Origin of the sequence: Epilithonimonas tenax DSM 16811, assembly GCF_000428485.1 — a bacterium.
In the GTDB taxonomy this organism is placed as follows: domain Bacteria; phylum Bacteroidota; class Bacteroidia; order Flavobacteriales; family Weeksellaceae; genus Epilithonimonas; species Epilithonimonas tenax.
In genome coordinates, this window is record NZ_AUAA01000025.1 from 1 (window position 1) to 17,189 (window position 17,189).

At 37.1% G+C, this 17,189-nt stretch carries 19 protein-coding genes and 1 pseudogene; 6 read left to right on the forward strand and 14 right to left on the reverse strand.

Features of this window, described 5'->3' with window-relative positions:
- Nucleotides 1–551: 551 nt before the first annotated feature.
- Nucleotides 552–656 (reverse strand): annotated as a pseudogene (locus tag F564_RS21260) (succinyl-CoA--3-ketoacid-CoA transferase); the annotation flags it as partial.
- 106 nt (nt 657–762) lie between these two features.
- Between F564_RS21260 and F564_RS0111955 the strand changes: the two are divergent.
- Both F564_RS0111955 and F564_RS0111960 read left to right on the forward strand, forming a co-directional pair.
- A complete protein-coding gene (locus tag F564_RS0111955; protein ID WP_028122858.1) occupies nt 763–975 on the forward strand; it encodes a DUF2683 family protein in 213 nt (70 codons plus the stop codon).
- Nucleotides 960–1,241: a Txe/YoeB family addiction module toxin gene (locus F564_RS0111960; RefSeq protein ID WP_028122859.1), complete on the forward strand. Its 282-nt coding sequence runs from the start codon at nt 960–962 to the stop codon at nt 1,239–1,241. Before F564_RS0111955 ends, F564_RS0111960 begins: the two co-directional genes overlap by 16 nt.
- Before the next feature lie 37 nt (nt 1,242–1,278).
- Here the strand turns inward: F564_RS0111960 and F564_RS0111965 are convergent, their stop codons facing one another.
- The 3 genes from F564_RS0111965 to uvrA all read right to left on the reverse strand — a co-directional run bounded on the left by F564_RS0111965 (nt 1,279) and on the right by uvrA (nt 5,737).
- Nucleotides 1,279–1,980, reverse strand: a complete 702-nt coding sequence (locus F564_RS0111965) for a CoA transferase subunit A (RefSeq protein WP_028122860.1) — start codon at nt 1,978–1,980, stop codon at nt 1,279–1,281.
- Nucleotides 1,981–2,555: 575 nt separating this feature from the next.
- Nucleotides 2,556–2,732, reverse strand: coding sequence for a quinol oxidase subunit 4 (locus F564_RS20640; RefSeq protein ID WP_154656863.1), 177 nt, complete (start codon nt 2,730–2,732; stop codon nt 2,556–2,558).
- 176 nt (nt 2,733–2,908) lie between these two features.
- On the reverse strand, nt 2,909–5,737 hold the full coding sequence (uvrA, locus tag F564_RS0111980; RefSeq protein ID WP_028122861.1) for an excinuclease ABC subunit UvrA: 2,829 nt from the start codon (nt 5,735–5,737) through the stop codon (nt 2,909–2,911).
- Nucleotides 5,738–5,985: 248 nt separating this feature from the next.
- Between uvrA and F564_RS0111985 the strand changes: the two genes are divergently transcribed.
- A complete protein-coding gene (locus F564_RS0111985) occupies nt 5,986–6,780 on the forward strand; it encodes a S1/P1 nuclease (protein ID WP_028122862.1) in 795 nt (264 codons plus the stop codon).
- 96 nt (nt 6,781–6,876) lie between these two features.
- On the opposite strand, the gene F564_RS0111990 is transcribed toward F564_RS0111985, so the two are convergent.
- The 9 genes from F564_RS0111990 to F564_RS0112025 all read right to left on the reverse strand — a co-directional run bounded on the left by F564_RS0111990 (nt 6,877) and on the right by F564_RS0112025 (nt 13,438).
- A complete protein-coding gene (locus F564_RS0111990; RefSeq protein ID WP_028122863.1) occupies nt 6,877–7,365 on the reverse strand; it encodes a GNAT family N-acetyltransferase in 489 nt (162 codons plus the stop codon).
- Nucleotides 7,366–7,382: 17 nt separating this feature from the next.
- On the reverse strand, nt 7,383–8,306 hold the full coding sequence (locus tag F564_RS0111995; protein ID WP_051259658.1) for a UbiA family prenyltransferase: 924 nt from the start codon (nt 8,304–8,306) through the stop codon (nt 7,383–7,385).
- Between the two features lie 72 nt (nt 8,307–8,378).
- Nucleotides 8,379–9,305 carry a mevalonate kinase family protein gene (locus F564_RS0112000; RefSeq protein ID WP_028122865.1) on the reverse strand — a complete coding sequence of 309 codons (927 nt, stop codon included), beginning with the start codon at nt 9,303–9,305 and terminating at the stop codon, nt 8,379–8,381.
- Between the two features lie 103 nt (nt 9,306–9,408).
- A complete protein-coding gene (locus tag F564_RS20995) occupies nt 9,409–9,798 on the reverse strand; it encodes an alpha/beta hydrolase (RefSeq protein ID WP_228373900.1) in 390 nt (129 codons plus the stop codon).
- 42 nt (nt 9,799–9,840) lie between these two features.
- Nucleotides 9,841–9,963, reverse strand: coding sequence for a hypothetical protein (locus F564_RS21110; protein WP_262493700.1), 123 nt, complete (start codon nt 9,961–9,963; stop codon nt 9,841–9,843).
- Between the two features lie 24 nt (nt 9,964–9,987).
- Nucleotides 9,988–10,077 carry a hypothetical protein gene (locus tag F564_RS21220; protein WP_394330634.1) on the reverse strand — a complete coding sequence of 30 codons (90 nt, stop codon included), beginning with the start codon at nt 10,075–10,077 and terminating at the stop codon, nt 9,988–9,990.
- Nucleotides 10,078–10,218: 141 nt separating this feature from the next.
- Nucleotides 10,219–11,700, reverse strand: a complete 1,482-nt coding sequence (locus F564_RS0112015; RefSeq protein WP_028122867.1) for an MFS transporter — start codon at nt 11,698–11,700, stop codon at nt 10,219–10,221.
- Between the two features lie 140 nt (nt 11,701–11,840).
- Nucleotides 11,841–13,022 (reverse strand): thiolase family protein, encoded by a 1,182-nt coding sequence (locus F564_RS0112020; protein WP_028122868.1) that lies wholly within the window; start codon nt 13,020–13,022, stop codon nt 11,841–11,843.
- Nucleotides 13,023–13,045: 23 nt separating this feature from the next.
- Nucleotides 13,046–13,438 carry a hypothetical protein gene (locus F564_RS0112025; protein ID WP_028122869.1) on the reverse strand — a complete coding sequence of 131 codons (393 nt, stop codon included), beginning with the start codon at nt 13,436–13,438 and terminating at the stop codon, nt 13,046–13,048.
- Between the two features lie 637 nt (nt 13,439–14,075).
- Between F564_RS0112025 and prfB the strand changes: the two genes are divergently transcribed.
- The 3 genes from prfB to F564_RS0112045 are packed head-to-tail and all read left to right on the forward strand — an operon-like array spanning nt 14,076 to nt 15,762.
- A complete protein-coding gene (gene prfB / locus F564_RS0112035; protein WP_028122871.1) occupies nt 14,076–15,188 on the forward strand; it encodes a peptide chain release factor 2 in 1,113 nt (370 codons plus the stop codon).
- A gap of 57 nt (nt 15,189–15,245) precedes the next feature.
- The gene (locus F564_RS0112040; protein ID WP_028122872.1) at nt 15,246–15,479 is read left to right on the forward strand and encodes a hypothetical protein; all 234 of its coding nucleotides are present in this window, start codon (nt 15,246–15,248) and stop codon (nt 15,477–15,479) included.
- Entirely contained in the window at nt 15,463–15,762 is a 300-nt protein-coding gene (locus F564_RS0112045; RefSeq protein ID WP_028122873.1) for a type II toxin-antitoxin system RelE/ParE family toxin, read from the forward strand. Before F564_RS0112040 ends, F564_RS0112045 begins: the two co-directional genes overlap by 17 nt.
- Nucleotides 15,763–15,805: 43 nt before the next feature.
- On the opposite strand, the gene F564_RS0112050 is transcribed toward F564_RS0112045, so the two are convergent.
- Nucleotides 15,806–17,155 carry a dihydrolipoamide acetyltransferase family protein gene (locus tag F564_RS0112050; RefSeq protein WP_028122874.1) on the reverse strand — a complete coding sequence of 450 codons (1,350 nt, stop codon included), beginning with the start codon at nt 17,153–17,155 and terminating at the stop codon, nt 15,806–15,808.
- Nucleotides 17,156–17,189: the final 34 nt, after the last annotated feature.

The window sequence follows — 17,189 nt, forward strand, 5'->3', positions numbered from 1 at the left end:
ATACATAATGGCATCCCAAATGGTTCTTAAATCATATTTTCGTTTTCTGTTATTGAAGTTTAAAGTCTTTTTTATAAATTGCCATTGATTGTCAGAAATGTTTGTAGAGTAATTTTTCACCGTAGCTTAATTGATTAGTTACCAACAAGTTACGAAAAATAATCTACATAAACAACTGACAATCAATTTTTTAAATTATTTTTTTACAGATCCACTCCTTACAAATTTTTCTAATTTAATTTTTAAACAGGCTCTAAAGATAACTTATTAAATATTACAAAAAAATTTGAAATTGAAAATAACACAATTTTTCTAGGTATCGAAAAAAAGAATTTATCAAATAAAAAAAATAATTCTTGTAATATTTTGACTTTTCATAACCACAATTATAATTATGAACAAAGAGTGACTTTTATTAATTTTCTAAGATATTTATATGACAAAAAAAACAAGAAAATAAAACATCATCCAAAATTGTTTTTGCCAATAAAATTGTATGATAAAAATCAATAAAAACCTACAAATCAAATAATAATTGACAAAATTCGAGACTAAATATTTTTCCTCACAGTCCTCTGCTCTATCCTCTTCTCATAATTCTCGTCTTTGAAAATCCTTTGAACCGTAATTCCTGGAATATGGATTTCGTTCGTCTCGTTATCTTAATATAACAATATTTAGATTACAGGCGTATTTAAAGAAAATTTTGTAATTTTAAATTTAAGGATTTGAAAAATCGATAACTTTGTGAAAAATACGATTATGGATAACATTTTAATCACGCCTAAAAATGAAAAGCAATTACAATTGTTGAAATTGTTGTTGGAAGAAATGAAAATCCAATTCAGATATGAAAAAGATGAAAGTGAACCCATAAATACTGAACTCGAAAAGAAAATCAACGAAGCTCGAAAAGAAAAAAAAGAAGGAAAACTATTGACCATTGACCCAAAAAATATATGGGAAAATATATAGTTCAACTTTCAAAAAGAGCTTTGAAGGATTTGAAAGCCATAAAAAAGTCTGGCAGAAAATTGGATATGGAAAAGGTACAAACTTTTCTCATCGAATTGGAAGAACATCCACGAACTGGAACAGGCTCGCCAGAACAACTAAAATATCACGATGGCGAAGTCTGGAGCAGAGAAGTAAATAAAAAAGACCGATTTGTATATGAAATTTTTGAGGAAGAGGTGTCTGTAACGCTCATCCAATCTTTAGGACATTACAACGATAAATAGAAAACCGTCTCATTTTTAAATGAAACGGTTTTAATTTTTAAGCTTTTTTCCTCACAGTCCTCTGCTCTATCCTTTTCTCATAATTCTCGCCTTGGAAAATCCTCTGAACCATAATTCCGGGAATGTGGATTTCGTTCGGGTCCAATTGTCCCGGTTCTACCAACTCTTCGACTTCTGCAATTGTGATTTTTCCAGCGCCTGCCATTGGGAAATTAAAATTACGGGCTGAACCTTTGAAAATCAAGTTTCCTGCGTGGTCGCCTTTCCAGGCTTTTACGATGGAGAATTCTGCTTTGTAGGCGTGTTCCAAAATGTGTGGTTTCCCATCGAAATCTTTGACTTCTTTGCCTTCCGCCACTTCTGTCCCGAATCCTGCTGGTGTGTAAAATGCAGGAATCCCGGCTTGTGCGGCTCTGCATTTTTCGGCAAGTGTTCCTTGTGGCGTGAGTTCTACCTCCAATTCTCCGGAAAGCATTTGTCGCTCGAATTCTGCGTTTTCGCCCACGTAGGACGAAATCATTTTTTTGATTTGTTTTTTCTGTAATAATAATCCCAATCCGAAGTCATCCACGCCGGCATTGTTGGAAATGCAAGTTAAATCTGTCACGTTTTTGTTGACCAACTCTGTGATGCAATTCTCAGGAATGCCGCAAAGTCCGAATCCGCCGAGCATTATGGTCATTCCGTTTTGGATATCTTTTACCGCTTCTTGGGCGTTTTTCACTCTTTTATCAATCATAAAATTGAGTTTTTGTCTTTCAGTTTCTAAGTTCATAAATATAAAAAAATCCGCTTGAGTAGCAGAAAGAAAATAGAGAAAAGATGAAAGAGATTGCAATTGACCTTAAATTCTCTGAAATGGAGTTGGGATAATTTGGAAAAATCGATTTGATTTGGGGGCGAAAAATAAATAACAAATGTTGGTACTTTGCGAAGCGCGCCCCGGCTTGAACGGAGCTCTTTTTCTTTTTCGTTACCTGAGCGTAGCCGAAGGCAACGAAAAAGAAAAAAGCGGGAGTGGAAGACGGATATAGGCGCCCAAAAAATCCTTAGGTCAGAAAAATCCTGCCACAAAAAAAGCCATACGCAAAGATGTGTATGGCTTCTTACTAACAATTTAAACATTTATCTATTATCTATCGCCGTGCTCAGAACGAGCTAACAATTATCTAATTAAAAAAACAAAGTTACAACTTTTTAATGTTTGGTTCATATTAAATTAACATTGATGGTGAAAAATTAATATTGAACTGAAAACAAAAATCCCAAGATGCAGAAACGTCTTGGAATTCTAAAATTGGTTATTGTAAAGAATTACTTGTTCTGTCCTGGCGCAAATGGTTTCGCTGATTTGGTTCCATAGATTTTCTTAGCTTGTCCCGGTGGCATAGGTTTGGAGCCTCTTGGATGTGCTGGTCTTGGCGGAGCCACACACGACGTCGTTCCTACTGCAAAAATTAAAAGTGATAGATAGATCTTAAGTGATTTCATAACTGTTTTTTCATGATTGACAAAATTGATACCATATATCAGAATTCATTTTTTAAGTTGATGGTGATCACCACTTTTTTTTAGATCAAACAAAAATGCCACTCCAATCGGAATGACATTTTTTCTTTATTATTAAAGTCCAAGTTCTAAAATCTAAGCTCTAACTTCTATTTAATTTACATTTCCTTCTTCAAAAACTTCGCCGTCAAACTTTTCTTAGATTTGATAATCTGCTCAGGTGTTCCTTCAGCAATGATCTGTCCACCGTGTTTTCCACCCTCTGGTCCAACATCGATAATGTGGTCTGCTAACTTGATGACGTCCATATTATGCTCGATGATGATGAAAGAATTTCCTAATTCTACCAACTGATTGATCGCTTCCATCAGGACTTTGACGTCTTCAAAATGAAGGCCTGTTGTTGGTTCATCCAAGATATAAAGTGTGTTTCCTGTTTGTCTTTTGGAAAGTTCCGTTGCCAGTTTGACACGCTGGGCTTCTCCGCCACTCAAAGTGGTGGATTGTTGTCCGATTGTGATGTATCCCAAACCAACGTCCTGTAAAGTTTTCACACGGATAAAGATCTTTGGTATGGGCTGGAAAAATTCTACCGCTTCATTGATGGTCATTTCCAAAACATCCGAAATCGATTTTCCTTTGTAACGAACTTCCAGAGTTTCACGGTTGAATCGTTTGCCGTGGCAGGTTTCGCAATGCACGTAAACATCGGGTAAGAAGTTCATTTCAATGACTTTCAAACCACCTCCTTGGCAAGTTTCGCAACGTCCGCCTTTGACATTGAAAGAGAATCTTCCGGCTTTGTAACCACGGATTTTACTCTCCGGCAATTCGGCAAAAAGATTACGAATATCCGTGAACATTCCGGTGTAAGTTGCCGGATTGGAACGTGGCGTTCTACCAATCGGACTTTGGTCAACATCTACGATTTTGTCGATATTATCAATACCTTCAATGCTTTTGTAAGGCAAAGGTTCCTGAATCGCTCTGTAAAAATGACGGTTCAGAATTGGGTATAAAGTCCCATTAATCAAAGACGATTTTCCACTTCCGGAAATCCCTGAAACGACCACCAATTTTCCCAACGGAATTTCTAGGTTGACATTTTTAAGGTTGTTTCCCGTTGCACCTTTCAAGACAATTGACTTTCCGTTTCCGGCTCGTCGTTCTGCAGGAATCTCGATTTTTCTTTTTCCTGTGAGATAATCCGCCGTGATGGTGTTGGCTTTTTTGATGTCTTTTGGATGACCTTGCCAAAGGATTTCACCACCGAATTTCCCTGCTCTGGGACCAATGTCCAAAACGTGATCGGCTTCCAAAATCATATCTTTATCGTGCTCTACTACCAACACAGAGTTCCCGATATCACGAAGATGTTTCAAAGAATTGATCAGTCTCTCGTTATCTCTTTGATGAAGACCAATCGAAGGTTCGTCCAAAATATAGAGGACATTCACAAGTTGAGAACCAATTTGAGTCGCCAAACGGATTCTTTGAGATTCTCCACCGGAAAGGGTTTTCGAGCTTCTGCTCAAACTCAGATAATCCAAACCAACGTCCAAAAGGAATTGCAATCTGGTTTCGATCTCTCTCAGGATTTCGTAAGCGATAATTTTATTTTTGTCACTGAATGTATTTTTCACATCAGCCAGCCATTCTTTTAAATCTAATAAAGACAGGCCGTTGATTTCTGCAATATTCTTCCCATCAATCTTGAAACTCAAACTTTCCTGACGCAGACGCGCACCTTTACAAGTTGGGCAAGTTTCCTCCGTTGTAAAATGTCTTTCCACCAAAACGGCGTCATAATTTTCACGTTCGTCCACAATTTCTTCCAGGATATGAACCAGACCTTCAAAATTAATCTTGATTTTTTTTGAAATTCCGGCGTGTTTCAGTTCTTTCGTAACATCCTTATTATGACCGTAATAGATATATTCCAAAGCCTCATCAGGAATATCTTTGAAGGGCGTCATCAAACTTAAATCGAAAACTTCCAGGATCAATTTGATCTGAGAAAGAATCCATTTGTTGGATTTGATCTGTTCTAGAGGCAACAACGCGCCTTGATTGATGGATAATTTATCATTTTCGACAAAATAGTCGGTGTTCACTTTTTTGATGGTTCCAAGCCCTTTGCATGTTTCGCAACTTCCTTTCGGCGAGTTGAATGAGAATGTATTCGGTTCCGGTAAAGCCATAGAATCACCCGTGATATCGTCCATCAGATTCTTAGAGAAAAAATGAATCTCATCACTTCCCATTTCCTGAATTCCAATCAATCCTTCACCCATATCAGAAGCGGTTTTCAGAGATTTTTGCATTCTGAGTTCAGTCGCAGCTTCTCCGATAATCCATCTGTCCACCACCACTTCCACATCGTGGGTTTTGTAACGGTCGAGTTTCAAATCATATTCGATATCCTGGAGAACACCATCGATTCTTGCTTGGGAATAGCCTTTTTTGGAAAGATGAATGAACAGCTCGTGGTAATGTCCTTTTCTGGAGCGCACCACCGGCGCCATCAGATAGACTTTTTTCCCTTTGAAGTTTTCCTTAATGGTATCCAGGATCTGATCTTCCGTATAACTCACCAAACGTTTTCCGGAACTCATCGAATAAGCATCAGAAACCCTTGCGAACAAAAGTCTCAGATAATCATAAAGCTCGGTAATTGTTCCAACGGTTGAACGTGGATTTTTGTTGGTCGTTTTCTGTTCGATGGCGATAACGGGTGACAAGCCTTCGATCTTGTCTACATCGGGACGTTCCAATCCGCCAAGAAACTGCCTTGCATACGCAGAAAACGTCTCGATGTAACGCCTTTGCCCTTCTGCAAAAATCGTATCAAATGCAAGGGAAGATTTTCCACTTCCGGAAAGTCCTGTGATGACCACCAATTCGTTGCGTGGGATTTTGACGGTGATGTTCTTGAGGTTGTGTTCTCTGGCGCCGTATATTTCGATAAACTCCTGATTATCTTTCATTTATAGATATTCATTTCTTTTTTTAAAGGTCAAATAGAATCGCTAATCTTCATTGTGTTTTTCACTTTTTAATGACAGCGATTTCATTGAAAAGTCCAATTCTGGGAAAACGCAAATTTACGGAATTTAATTGACGATTGCACTTTACCTCAATTCAAGTTTAATAATATTTAACAGAGTTTTGACCTTCAATAAATTTTTGATAAACCTATCTTTGTCGCTTGAAATAAATTTTAAATTAAAAAAAAATGAAACGTATTTTATCAAAATTCACCTTGGCTGTTTTCATATTCTCATCGTTCTACTGTTTCGCTTGGGGATTGACTGGTCACCGCGTGATTGCAGAAATCGCTCAACATCATTTGAGTTCCAAAGCTGAAAGAAACATCAAAAAACTTTTGGGAAACGAGAAACTGGCTTACTACGCCAACTGGCCGGATTTCATCAAATCTGATACCACTGGTGTATGGAAAGAAACGTCTTCCTGGCATTATGTGAACATCAATGCTCAAAAGAATTATCAGCAATTCAAAGATTCTTTGGAAGCTCAGAAAAGTCCAAATCTTTACACGCAAATCGAAAATCTGGCAAAGAAAATAAAAGACAAAAACACATCGGAAAGTGATAAGAAAAATGCGCTTATTTTTCTTGTCCATTTGATGGGCGACCTTCATCAACCGCTTCACGTTGGCCGTTTTGAAGATTTGGGTGGCAATAAAATCACTGTAAACTATTTCGGACAACAGACAAATCTCCATTCACTTTGGGATACTAAAATGGTGGAAGATAGAAAATACAGCTACACAGAATTTGCCAATCTTTTGGACATCAAATCGAAAGATGAAGTGAAAACGATCCAAGGTGGAACTTTGGAAGATTGGTTGTATGACAGTCAGAAAATTGCGAACTCGATTTACTATCACACACCGAAAGATTCCAAATTGAGTTACGATTACAATTACCGTTTTGAATCTACTGTAGAAAGACAATTGTTGTACGGCGGATTGCGTTTGGCGAAGGTCCTGAATGATGTTTTCGGGTAAGTAAAACCTAAAGTCAATTCTTTAAAAAGTCCAATTCCAGAAGGTTATTGGACTTTTTTATTTCTGTTCAACAAGCCGTTTTTCTATTCTCAAATATTAACCAAGATTTTTAATCATCCAAAGATTACAACCACAATGCCCTGAGTTGCCCAAAGGTTTTTCCAAGTATTGAAATCCTTGTTTTTCATAAATAGACACTGCTTTGCTGAACTCTGGAATACTTTCGAGATAAACATTTTTATATCCTAAATTTTTAGCTTTCTCAATACATTTTTCGAGTAATAATTTTCCAATTCCTTTACCTCTTGCTTTTTTTGAGAGATAAAATTTGGAGAGTTCTGTTGTGTCGTCCGGCAAGTTATTTGTTGGAAAAAGTCCGCAACAACCTAAAATAAAACCATCTTCTTCTGCCACAAACAAAGCAGATTTCTCGGTTTGAAACAATGAATACAAATCATCTGTAGTTGGGTCGGAATAAACTGTTCCGGCCGTGTTTTTGACATGAAAATCATGAAAAGATTGTCTGATAATCTTTGCAAGTATCTCGTTGTCTTCCACTTCAATTTCTCTAATAATCACTGACATTTGTTTAAAAAAAAAAATTAAATTAACCAAGGATATTTGTGATAAATCCCATCAAGAAGCATTGCTAATATTCCGAAAAAAATCCACAACCTGAGAAGATTAAGCGCTTTGAATTTGTCGTTTTTTTGATTTCTAAACAACATATAAATGGTTCCTAAAATCACGATGACCGTCAGGAGAAAGTACCAAGCAATGATATTTTTGAAACCAATTCCAACACTTAAAATTACAGAAACAGACATTGTCACAAATAATAAAATCAAAAGTACAGATCTGGTATTCTGAAATCCAAAACTATTGGCAAAAGTCTGATAACCAAACATTTTATCGGCATTTCTCGTCAATGTATCTTTTATCAAATCAATGATGAAAAGCATTAGAAAAAGAAAGATTGCCAGGAACAAAATCTTGAGGGAAAATGTTTGGTAATAAATCAGCATTCCGAAGAAGGGATAAAGCGTCAATGCTACAAAAGTGATGTTGTTGATGACGATGATTTTGCTGAGTTTGTGGCTGTAAAACCACATCAAAAACTGATAGATCAAAAAGAAAACAAAAACCCTGTGCGACACAAAAAACGCCAACCCAAGCGATAATGCGTTGAGAATAACATAAGCGGTGAGAAAATATTTTTCTTTGAGGAAATTCTGTAATCTGGAACGGAAAGGTTTGACCAATTGGTCTTTTTCCTTATCGTAAAACCGATTGATAATTCCACCAGCCAAAATACTAAGAACAGAACAAATGATGATAAAATGAACTTTATAATCAAACACAAAATTCCTGAAACTTTCCTCGCGATTAAACAGGAAAAAAGTTGAAACGTACAGTGCAAATGTGAGCAAAATTGCCACGAAAAAGCGAGCGCCCAAAAGAAAACCCATCAACTGAGAAACACGATAGATGGCATTTCGGGAGCTAGGTTTTGTTTCGTTGGTCATTTTTTGTCTATTTTAAAAACCCTTCCAGAATTAGTCACTCTAGAAGGGTTCTTTTATTTTTATATTTCGATTTTAGAATCTGTAAATCACTTCTTTATGAAAACCTTCCAGCATTTTCTCTGCCTTTTCATAATCTTTGGAGAAGCCAAGAATGTAACCTCCACCTCCACTCCCACAAAGTTTGAGGTAGTAAGCGTTGGAATCTATTCCTTTTTTCCAGATATTAAAAAGATTTTCCGGAATCATCGGACGGAAATGTTCGTAAGCCCAAACGGATAATTTCTTCAAATTTTTGAAAAACGGATTCATATCTTTTCTAAGGAACGCATCAATACACGCGTTGTTGTAACGGATGAATTCTTCTTTCAAAGTTTTTCGGAAACCTTCGTTTTTCAACTTTTCAAAGAAGATTTGAATCATTGGTCCGGTTTCGCCAATCGTTCCAGAATCTATCAGAAAAATGGCGCCCTTGCCCAATTCTTCTGCGGGAATGGAAACTTTGTCAACGCTGTCTTTGCTTTCAATCAGAATCGGAAGATTCATAAAGCAAATCAATGGATCGATTCCTGAACTTTTTCCGTGGAAATAACTTTCTAACTGACCGAAAATCATTTTCAAATCCTTCAGTTCATTTTTGGAAATCGTATCAGGTTCTCTTTTTGTGAAAGAGTATTTTTCGAAAATCGCGGCAACCAAAGCACCCGAACTTCCTACTCCATAACCTTGCGGAATATTGGAATCAAAGAAAAGACCTTTTGAGATATCTTTTTTCAGAGACTGCACGTCCAGTGTATACTCGGAAGGCAATTCTAGGGCCAGCAAATAATTGGCATACTTTTCCAGAGAAAGGTTGGATTTTCTTTCAAAATCACTGTCAAGATTGGAAAATTTGAGGGTTCCTTTATAAAAACTGTACGGTAAAGTGAGACCTTGAGAATCCTCAATGATACCATACTCGCCGAACAAAAGAATTTTAGCGTAAAATAAAGGGTTTGTCATAATGTGTTTTGATATTGCAAATTTACAAAAAATAAACTATTCGATTATTATCAAAAAATGAACCGTGATTTTAAATTTTTATTAATAATTCAAATTAATCTGATCATGGATACAATTTCAAAAATCCTTCATAAACACTTAGGTGCAAAACCGTTGCGTGGTTGTCGTCCTGCATTAGATTATATTCTAATTTCAGTTTCTTTTTACCTGAATTTTTGAGAATTTGAAAACGTGAATCCGCATCCTTTACCATCGTTTTATGTTCATTTTTCCCGACAGAAACATAAATGAATCTTTCGTCATCTTTTTGAACAGAAAGTAACGAATTTGCTTTATTCAAAAAACTATCATCATCCCACCAAAGACTTGGGCTACTCATAAAACAATGGCTGAAAACTTGTGGGTTCTTTAATAAAATCTCCGTTGCCAAAAGGCCGCCCAAGGACTGCCCAATCAGATATTTTGTCTTTTCGGTTTTATCATTTTTATCGATTAATGGCTGTAATTATTTTTCAACAAATTGAATAAAATGGTCTTAATGTCCAGTGGTGGGATCATCTTCCTGCAAATCTTTCAAATCTGTATGGAACGTAAAATCTCTTTTCCTGTCCACATTTTCGACTCCGACAATAATGAAGTCTGGCATTCTGAACTGCATATTAAAAAACTGCTGAAGTCCTACCTAATGCAGGAAATCCTCATTCATGCAACCGTCTAAAATGTACATAACAGGATAGCTTTTGTTCTTATCATAAGTCTGCGGAAGAGAGATGTTAGCGTTCTTTTCTCGTTAAGGATCTCCGAGTTCAAAGTCAGTTTCTCTGTGATCTTCAAATCTTCAACAAGCGGATTCTGCGAACTTAAAATGTCAAATACTAGAAGAAAAGCAAAACTTAAAGGTCTCAAAATAAGATTATTTGGTGTTATTTTTAACCTTCATAAAACGAATCAGCACCAAACCAATAGCGAAGAAAATCGTCATAGATAAAGCAGCATAGCGCATATTGTTGTAATGTTCTATCAATGTTGCAAAAATGAAAGTTCCTAAAATAATAGCTAACTTTTCCAAGACATCGTAAAAACTGAAATAGGTGGTATTGTCCATAGAATCAGTCGGAAGCAATTTGGAATAAGTAGATCTGGACATGGCCTGCAAACCACCCATTACCAAACCGATCACTGCAGCAATTCCGTAAAACTGGTATTCTACATTGGGGTTTTCTTTGTTCAGATAATAGGCTGCTAGACAAGCGCCAATCCACATTGTCACGGTAATACTGATGACATTTTTGTTTCCAATTTTTCGCGATAACCAGGAGAAAAACAAAGCGCCGATAATGGCTTCTATCTGAATTAACAAAAGAGTCAATATCAATTTATCCTGCGCCATATTGATTTCACTTTTCCCAAACAAAGTGGCCATCAGGAAAATCGTCTGCATCCCAACACTATAAAAAAAGAAACTGGAAAGAAAATATTTCAGATTTTTGTCTCTAAACAAATGACCGCCCACTTTGAACAATTCACGGAAACTTTGTTTTACAATATCAATATAAAAACTGATGTTATCTTTTAGCACTTCGAAAAAACCACCTTGCTCTGTATGGCTTTTGAAGATGTTTTTGTAATTAAGTAAAACAAGATCCTTTGGCAACTGCTCTTTTACCTGACCAAATTGTGGCAAATGTTTAAATGTATATTGCGAAAATCCAAACCACCAGGCACCTGTCAAAAGAAAACTAACTCTAGTGTAAATGGCCGCCTGCTTGGGAGTTTCCGCAAAGACCTGAATCAAAACCAGACAAATCACAACCAAAATTACAGAACCGATGTATCCGTAAACATACCCTTTTGCAGAAAGCGAATCCTGCTTATCAGGCGTTGCAATATCAGGCAGAAAGGAGTTGTAGAAAACCAAACTCCCCCAGAATCCGACACTGGCCGTCATGCTGAACAGCAATCCCAGCCAAACACTTCCCATGCCCGTAAACATAGCCAATCCCATACAAGACGTTGCACCAAGATAACAGAAAAACTGAAGGAAAGACTTTTTGTTGCCAATCGTATCTGCCAAAGATGACAAAATTGGAGAGAGCAAAACAACGATTAAGAATGACAGTGTTAACGAGTAACCATAAACCGCATCAGGCTGATATTCTTTCCCAAAAACTTTAATCAGATGTCTTACAGGAACTTTGATCCATTGTCCGGTTTCCTGCACGTACTCATCTTTTTCATAAGCCGTGGTTAGAATACTGTAATATATAGGAAAAATAGTGGATGTGATGACTAACGAATAAACCGAGTTTGCCCAATCATAGAAAGCCCAGGCGCGCATTATTTTTGGATTATTCTTAATTGGGTTTTCTGGAATTGTTTTTTCTATTTCAGACATTGGAAATAATTATTTAGACAAAAGTAAAAAAAGGAATTACAAGTTGACAAAAAAATGCGTTTGTATCAAAAATTTAATAAGAAAAACCCTTTCTAACTTGGAAGCCTGAAAGGGTTTTGAATTTTATTTTGATAAGAAGATTACTGTAAGTTTTCAATCACAATAGCCGTTGCACCACCGCCACCATTACAGATTGCCGCTGCCCCGTATTTCCCGTTGTTTTGTTTCAGAACATTGATTAGAGTGACAATAATTCTTGAACCGGAACTTCCCAGCGGATGGCCGATAGAAACTGCGCCTCCATTGACATTAACTTTCGAAGCATCTAATCCTAAAACTTTTGTGTTGGCTAATCCAACGACTGAAAAAGCTTCATTCAATTCGAAGAAATCGATATCTTCTTTTGTTAAATTTGCTTTTTTAAGCGCGATTGGCAAAGCTTTGGAAGGTGCCATCGTGAATCTTTCGGGTTCTACAGCCGCGTCCGCGTAAGAAATAATTTTCGCCAAAGGTGTCAATCCCAATTCTTCCATTTTTTCTTTTGACATCAAAATCAAAGCAGAAGCACCGTCATTCAATGTTGAAGCGTTGGCTGCAGTTACTGTTCCTTTTTCTTTTTGAAAAACTGTTGCTAAAGTTGGAATTTTATCAAACTTAACCGCTTTATATTCTTCGTCTTCTGAAAAAACAACTGGTTCTCCTTTTCTTTGAGGAATCGAAACCGGAACAACTTCTTCTGAGAATTTTCCCGCTTCCCAAGCTGCGGCCGATCTTTGGTAAGATTGAATTGCAAAAGCATCCTGCTCTTCTCTCGTGATGTTATATTCTTTGGCACATAATTCTGCGCAAACGCCCATATGTTGTTTGTTGTAAACATCGGTCAAACCATCTTTCAGAAGTCCGTCCTGCATCTTGATTTCGCCTAATTTCACACCGTTTCTTCCATCAATATAGTGAGGAACCATTGACATATTTTCCATCCCGCCAGCTATGATGATATCGACATCCCCAGCTTTTATGGCTTGAGTCGCCATTGTTACAGCTTTCATTCCGGAAGCGCAAACTTTGTTGATGGTTGTGGAAGGCGTATGATTGGACAAACCTGCGCCCAAAGCCACTTGTCTTGCCGGAGCCTGGCCTTCGCCAGCCTGCAAAACATTTCCCATATAAATTTCCTCAACCAAAGTCGGGTCCAGGTTGATTTTTTCTAAAGCTCCTTTTACAGCAACAGTTCCCAATTGTGTTGCAGGAACTGTCGAAAGACTTCCCATAAAACTTCCCATTGGCGTTCTGACCGCTGATACAATGAATACTTCTTTCATAATATTTTTAATTTTTTTGAATTTTAATTAATTTGATTTTTGTTTCTCGATGCGATTAAAATAACAACCGCTCCCAGAAACTCGATGAACCATCCCCAGGATAATTTCACGATTCCTGCGAATGTAGATTGCCACGATTTGAATGGTAAAAAACTGAAATAATCCAAAGATTTTAACTTAATAGCAACAATTGTGAAAGCAAAAAGCAAAATCATTAAAAATACCATTATTTTCACGAGTTTAGTTCTGTCAATTAAGATGAAAACCAGCGTCAACAAAGAAAATCCCCAAAGTATGATGGCGAGTGTGTGATCCACTTTCCAATAGTTCCAGTTTCCAACAATTGGAATATGAACTAAGGGCAGAAAACTGCCTGCCACAACCAAAAACAATCCGATTAACTGTAAATTTTTCATTTCTAAATCCTGTTTGCCAATGTAAATAAAAAATTAGACTTGCAAAAGTAATGCTGAGATGTTTTTAATTTCCCTCAATGAAAACCAAGTAACTTTTACAATGTTATCTTCAAGTCATTAATTTTGAAGTTATGAATACTGCAGAATTAAAATTAGACCTCATCAATCATAGTACGAGTATTAATGATAAAGCCAGGCTAAAGGAATTGTTGCAACAATTGAAATTCACGGCTGATGAATCAGTTTATAGTACCAATGAAGATGAAAAACAGCAATTTCTGAGGCAAGCAATTAAATTGACAGTGCAGATATTTTATCAAATGACAGCATTCAAAAGGAACTCAAAGAATGGCTGAAAAAAATAGTCTGGACTCAAAACCAAAAAGGAGTTGATTTAAATTCTTCAATATTGGATGCAAAAGGAATAAGTCTAATGCTATTGCCTGAAATTAAATTCATTAAATTGAAACTTTCCCAACGATTGAAACTTTGCTGAGCGAAGCGCCATTGCGAACCTTAAAAATATTTTCATTGAGAGAGAAAAACCCTAGTGTGCTTTGTATTAAAATTTTTGAAATGACCATTAATTCCCAACATTCATCATTTTCTTCTTATTTTTGCAAAAATTAAAACAAACGTGGTAAACACAGACCAAATAAAAGATATCCAATCCAGAATCGAAGACCTGCACAAGTTCCTCCAAATCGAAAAGAAAAAAATCGAAATTTCCAACGACGACGAGAAAACCGCAGCACCCGAATTCTGGAACAACTCCAAAGAAGCCGAAGTTTTCCTGAAACAACTCCGTTCCAAGAAGAAATGGGTGGAAGGTTACGACGATATCAAGACAGAATTTGAAGACCTTCAGGTTCTGTTGGAATTTGCAAAAGAAGACCCAGATTCTGAAAAAGAACTGGACGAAGCTTTCCCAAAATTAGTTGAAAAAGTCGAAAATCTGGAATTCAAAAATATGCTTTCCAATGAAGGCGACGAACTTTCTGCTGTTCTTCAAATCACTGCTGGAGCCGGCGGAACAGAATCTTGCGACTGGGCCAGTATGCTGATGCGGATGTACACGATGTGGGCAGACAAGCAAGGTTACAAACTTCGTGAACTCAACTTCCAGGAAGGCGATGTTGCCGGCATCAAAACCGTAACGATAGAAATCGACGGCGAGTTTGCTTTCGGCTATTTGAAAGGTGAAAATGGCGTTCACAGATTGGTGAGAATTTCACCTTTTGATAGCAATGCCAAACGTCACACAAGTTTCGTTTCCGTTTATGTTTATCCTTTGGTGGACGATACAATTGAAATTAACATCAACCCAGCCGACATCAGTTTTGAAACCATGCGAAGCTCCGGCGCTGGTGGACAGAACGTCAATAAGGTAGAAACTGCTGTTCGTCTTCGCCACGCACCAACGGGCATTATCATTGAAAACTCAGAATCGCGTTCTCAGCTTCAGAATAAAGAAAAAGCAATGCAACTCCTGAAATCCCGACTTTACCAAATCGAACTTGATGAAAGGCTGAAGGCCAGAAATGAAATCGAAGCCGGAAAAATGAAAATCGAATGGGGTTCTCAAATCCGGAATTATGTAATGCAACCTTACAAATTGGTTAAAGATGTCCGCTCCGGACACGAAACGTCCGACGTAGACAGTGTGATGAACGGAAACATCACGCCTTTCCTGAAAGCTTATCTGATGAATGAAGGGCAAGCTGGAAGTGCGGAAATGGATGAGTTGTAAAAAAATTCAAACAAATTTGAATTATTATTTCTAAATTTGAGTTAAAGTATCAATATAATGAATACGCAAATCCTTAATCATAAACTTGAATTAATCCAATGGTTATCAACTTTGGAAGATACATCGATTATTGAAAAATTATTGAAATTCCGAAAAGAAGAAACCAAAGATTGGTGGGAATCTATATCCGATAAAGAAAAACAATCAATAGAAAAAGGAATTTCAGAAGCTGACGATAATCTTCTCAAACCGCATTCCTCAGCAAAAAAACTTTATGAAAAGTATTTGTGATATTTTTTGGACTCCAAATGCTTTGAAAGAATTGGAGCAAACAATCGAATATCTTGAAGGAAATTTTCCGGAAAAGGAAATCAAAAAATTAGCAGAAAAAATTGAATTAACGATTGAACTGATTTCGAAAAACCCAAACCTTTTTCCAAAATCGGAAAATAAAAAAATTCATAAAGCTGTACTTTTGAAATATAACTCAATGTATTATCGAGTAAAAAATGAAAGTATTGAGATTTTATCTTTCTTTTCCAACAGACAATCTCCAAGTAAAAAGAAATTTTAATTTAAAACATAAAAAAGCCTCAGAAAATTCTGAGGCTTTGATTTTATATTTCTGTATTGAGGTCCCAATTTTCGAGGTAATCGTTGACGTGTTTCAGGAACATTCCGCCCAAGCTTCCGTCCACTACTCTATGGTCATAAGAATGTGACATAAACATCTTCTGACGGATGGCAATCACATCTCCAAACTCCGTTTCGATAACCGCTGGTTTCTTCACAATCGCACCAACTGCCAGAATCGCAACCTGCGGCTGAGGAATAATTGGCGTTCCCATCAGGTTTCCGAAAGTTCCCACATTGGAAATGGTGTAAGTGGCACCTTGCGTGTCGGCTGGAGTCAGTTTTTTATTTCGTGCTCTGTAAGCCAGATCATTGATGGCTTTTGCCAATCCTGACAAACTTAATTGATCTGCATTTTTGATGACGGGAACTATCAGATTTCCGTCCGGTAGAGCGGTTGCCATTCCGATATTGATATTCTTTTTCTTGATGATCTTATCTCCATCCACAGAAACATTAATCATAGGGAAATCCTGAATGGCTTTCACAACTGCACGGATGAAAATCGGCATAAAAGTCAACTTCTCGCCTTCTCTTTTCTGATAAGAATCTTTGTTTTTGGCTCTCCATGTCACAACATTTGTCACGTCAGATTCAATAAAAGAAGTAACGTGCGGTGAGGTGTGTTTGCTTCTCACCATCGCTTCTGCAATAATCTTACGGACACGGTCCATTTGGATGATCTCGTCTCCTTCGTTTACAGCAATCGGCTGAGATGGCGTTGGTAAAGTTTGAGGTGCTGATGTATCGACAACCTCTGCGAACTGAACACTCGAAGTGGATTCAGTTTCAACTTTGTTGCCTCTGTTTTTCACAAAAACCAGAATATCTTCTTTGGTGATCCTACCGTCCAGACCGCTTCCTTTGATGGTTTTAAGTTCCGATTCGGAAATATTCTCCTGCTGAACTACGGATCTTACCAAAGGGGACAAATAAAGATCTGAATTATGGCTGGAACTTTTATCAAAAGCAGGAGCTAAAGCTTGCTCCAAAGTATGGATCACCTCTGGCTCTGGTTGATGGATCTGATCTTTTACTTCTTCATAAGATTTAGCTTCTGGAACATCTTGGCTCTGCTCGTTTGAAGCATCGGCATCCGTTTCCAAAATGGCAATGGCTTCTCCAATTTTTGCAATATCATCCTTCTGTTTCAATATCTTGATGATTTTTCCCGAAATTGGTGTCGGAACATCGGAATCTACTTTGTCTGTAGCAATTTCTACTACAGAATCATCCTCTTTTACAAAGTCACCTTCATTAAACATCCAGCTGATAATTGTAGCTTCCATAACTCCTTCGCCCATACTTGGAAGTAATAGTTTGTATTCTGCCATTGTTTCTTTTTTGAATTTCCCCAAAAATACATTT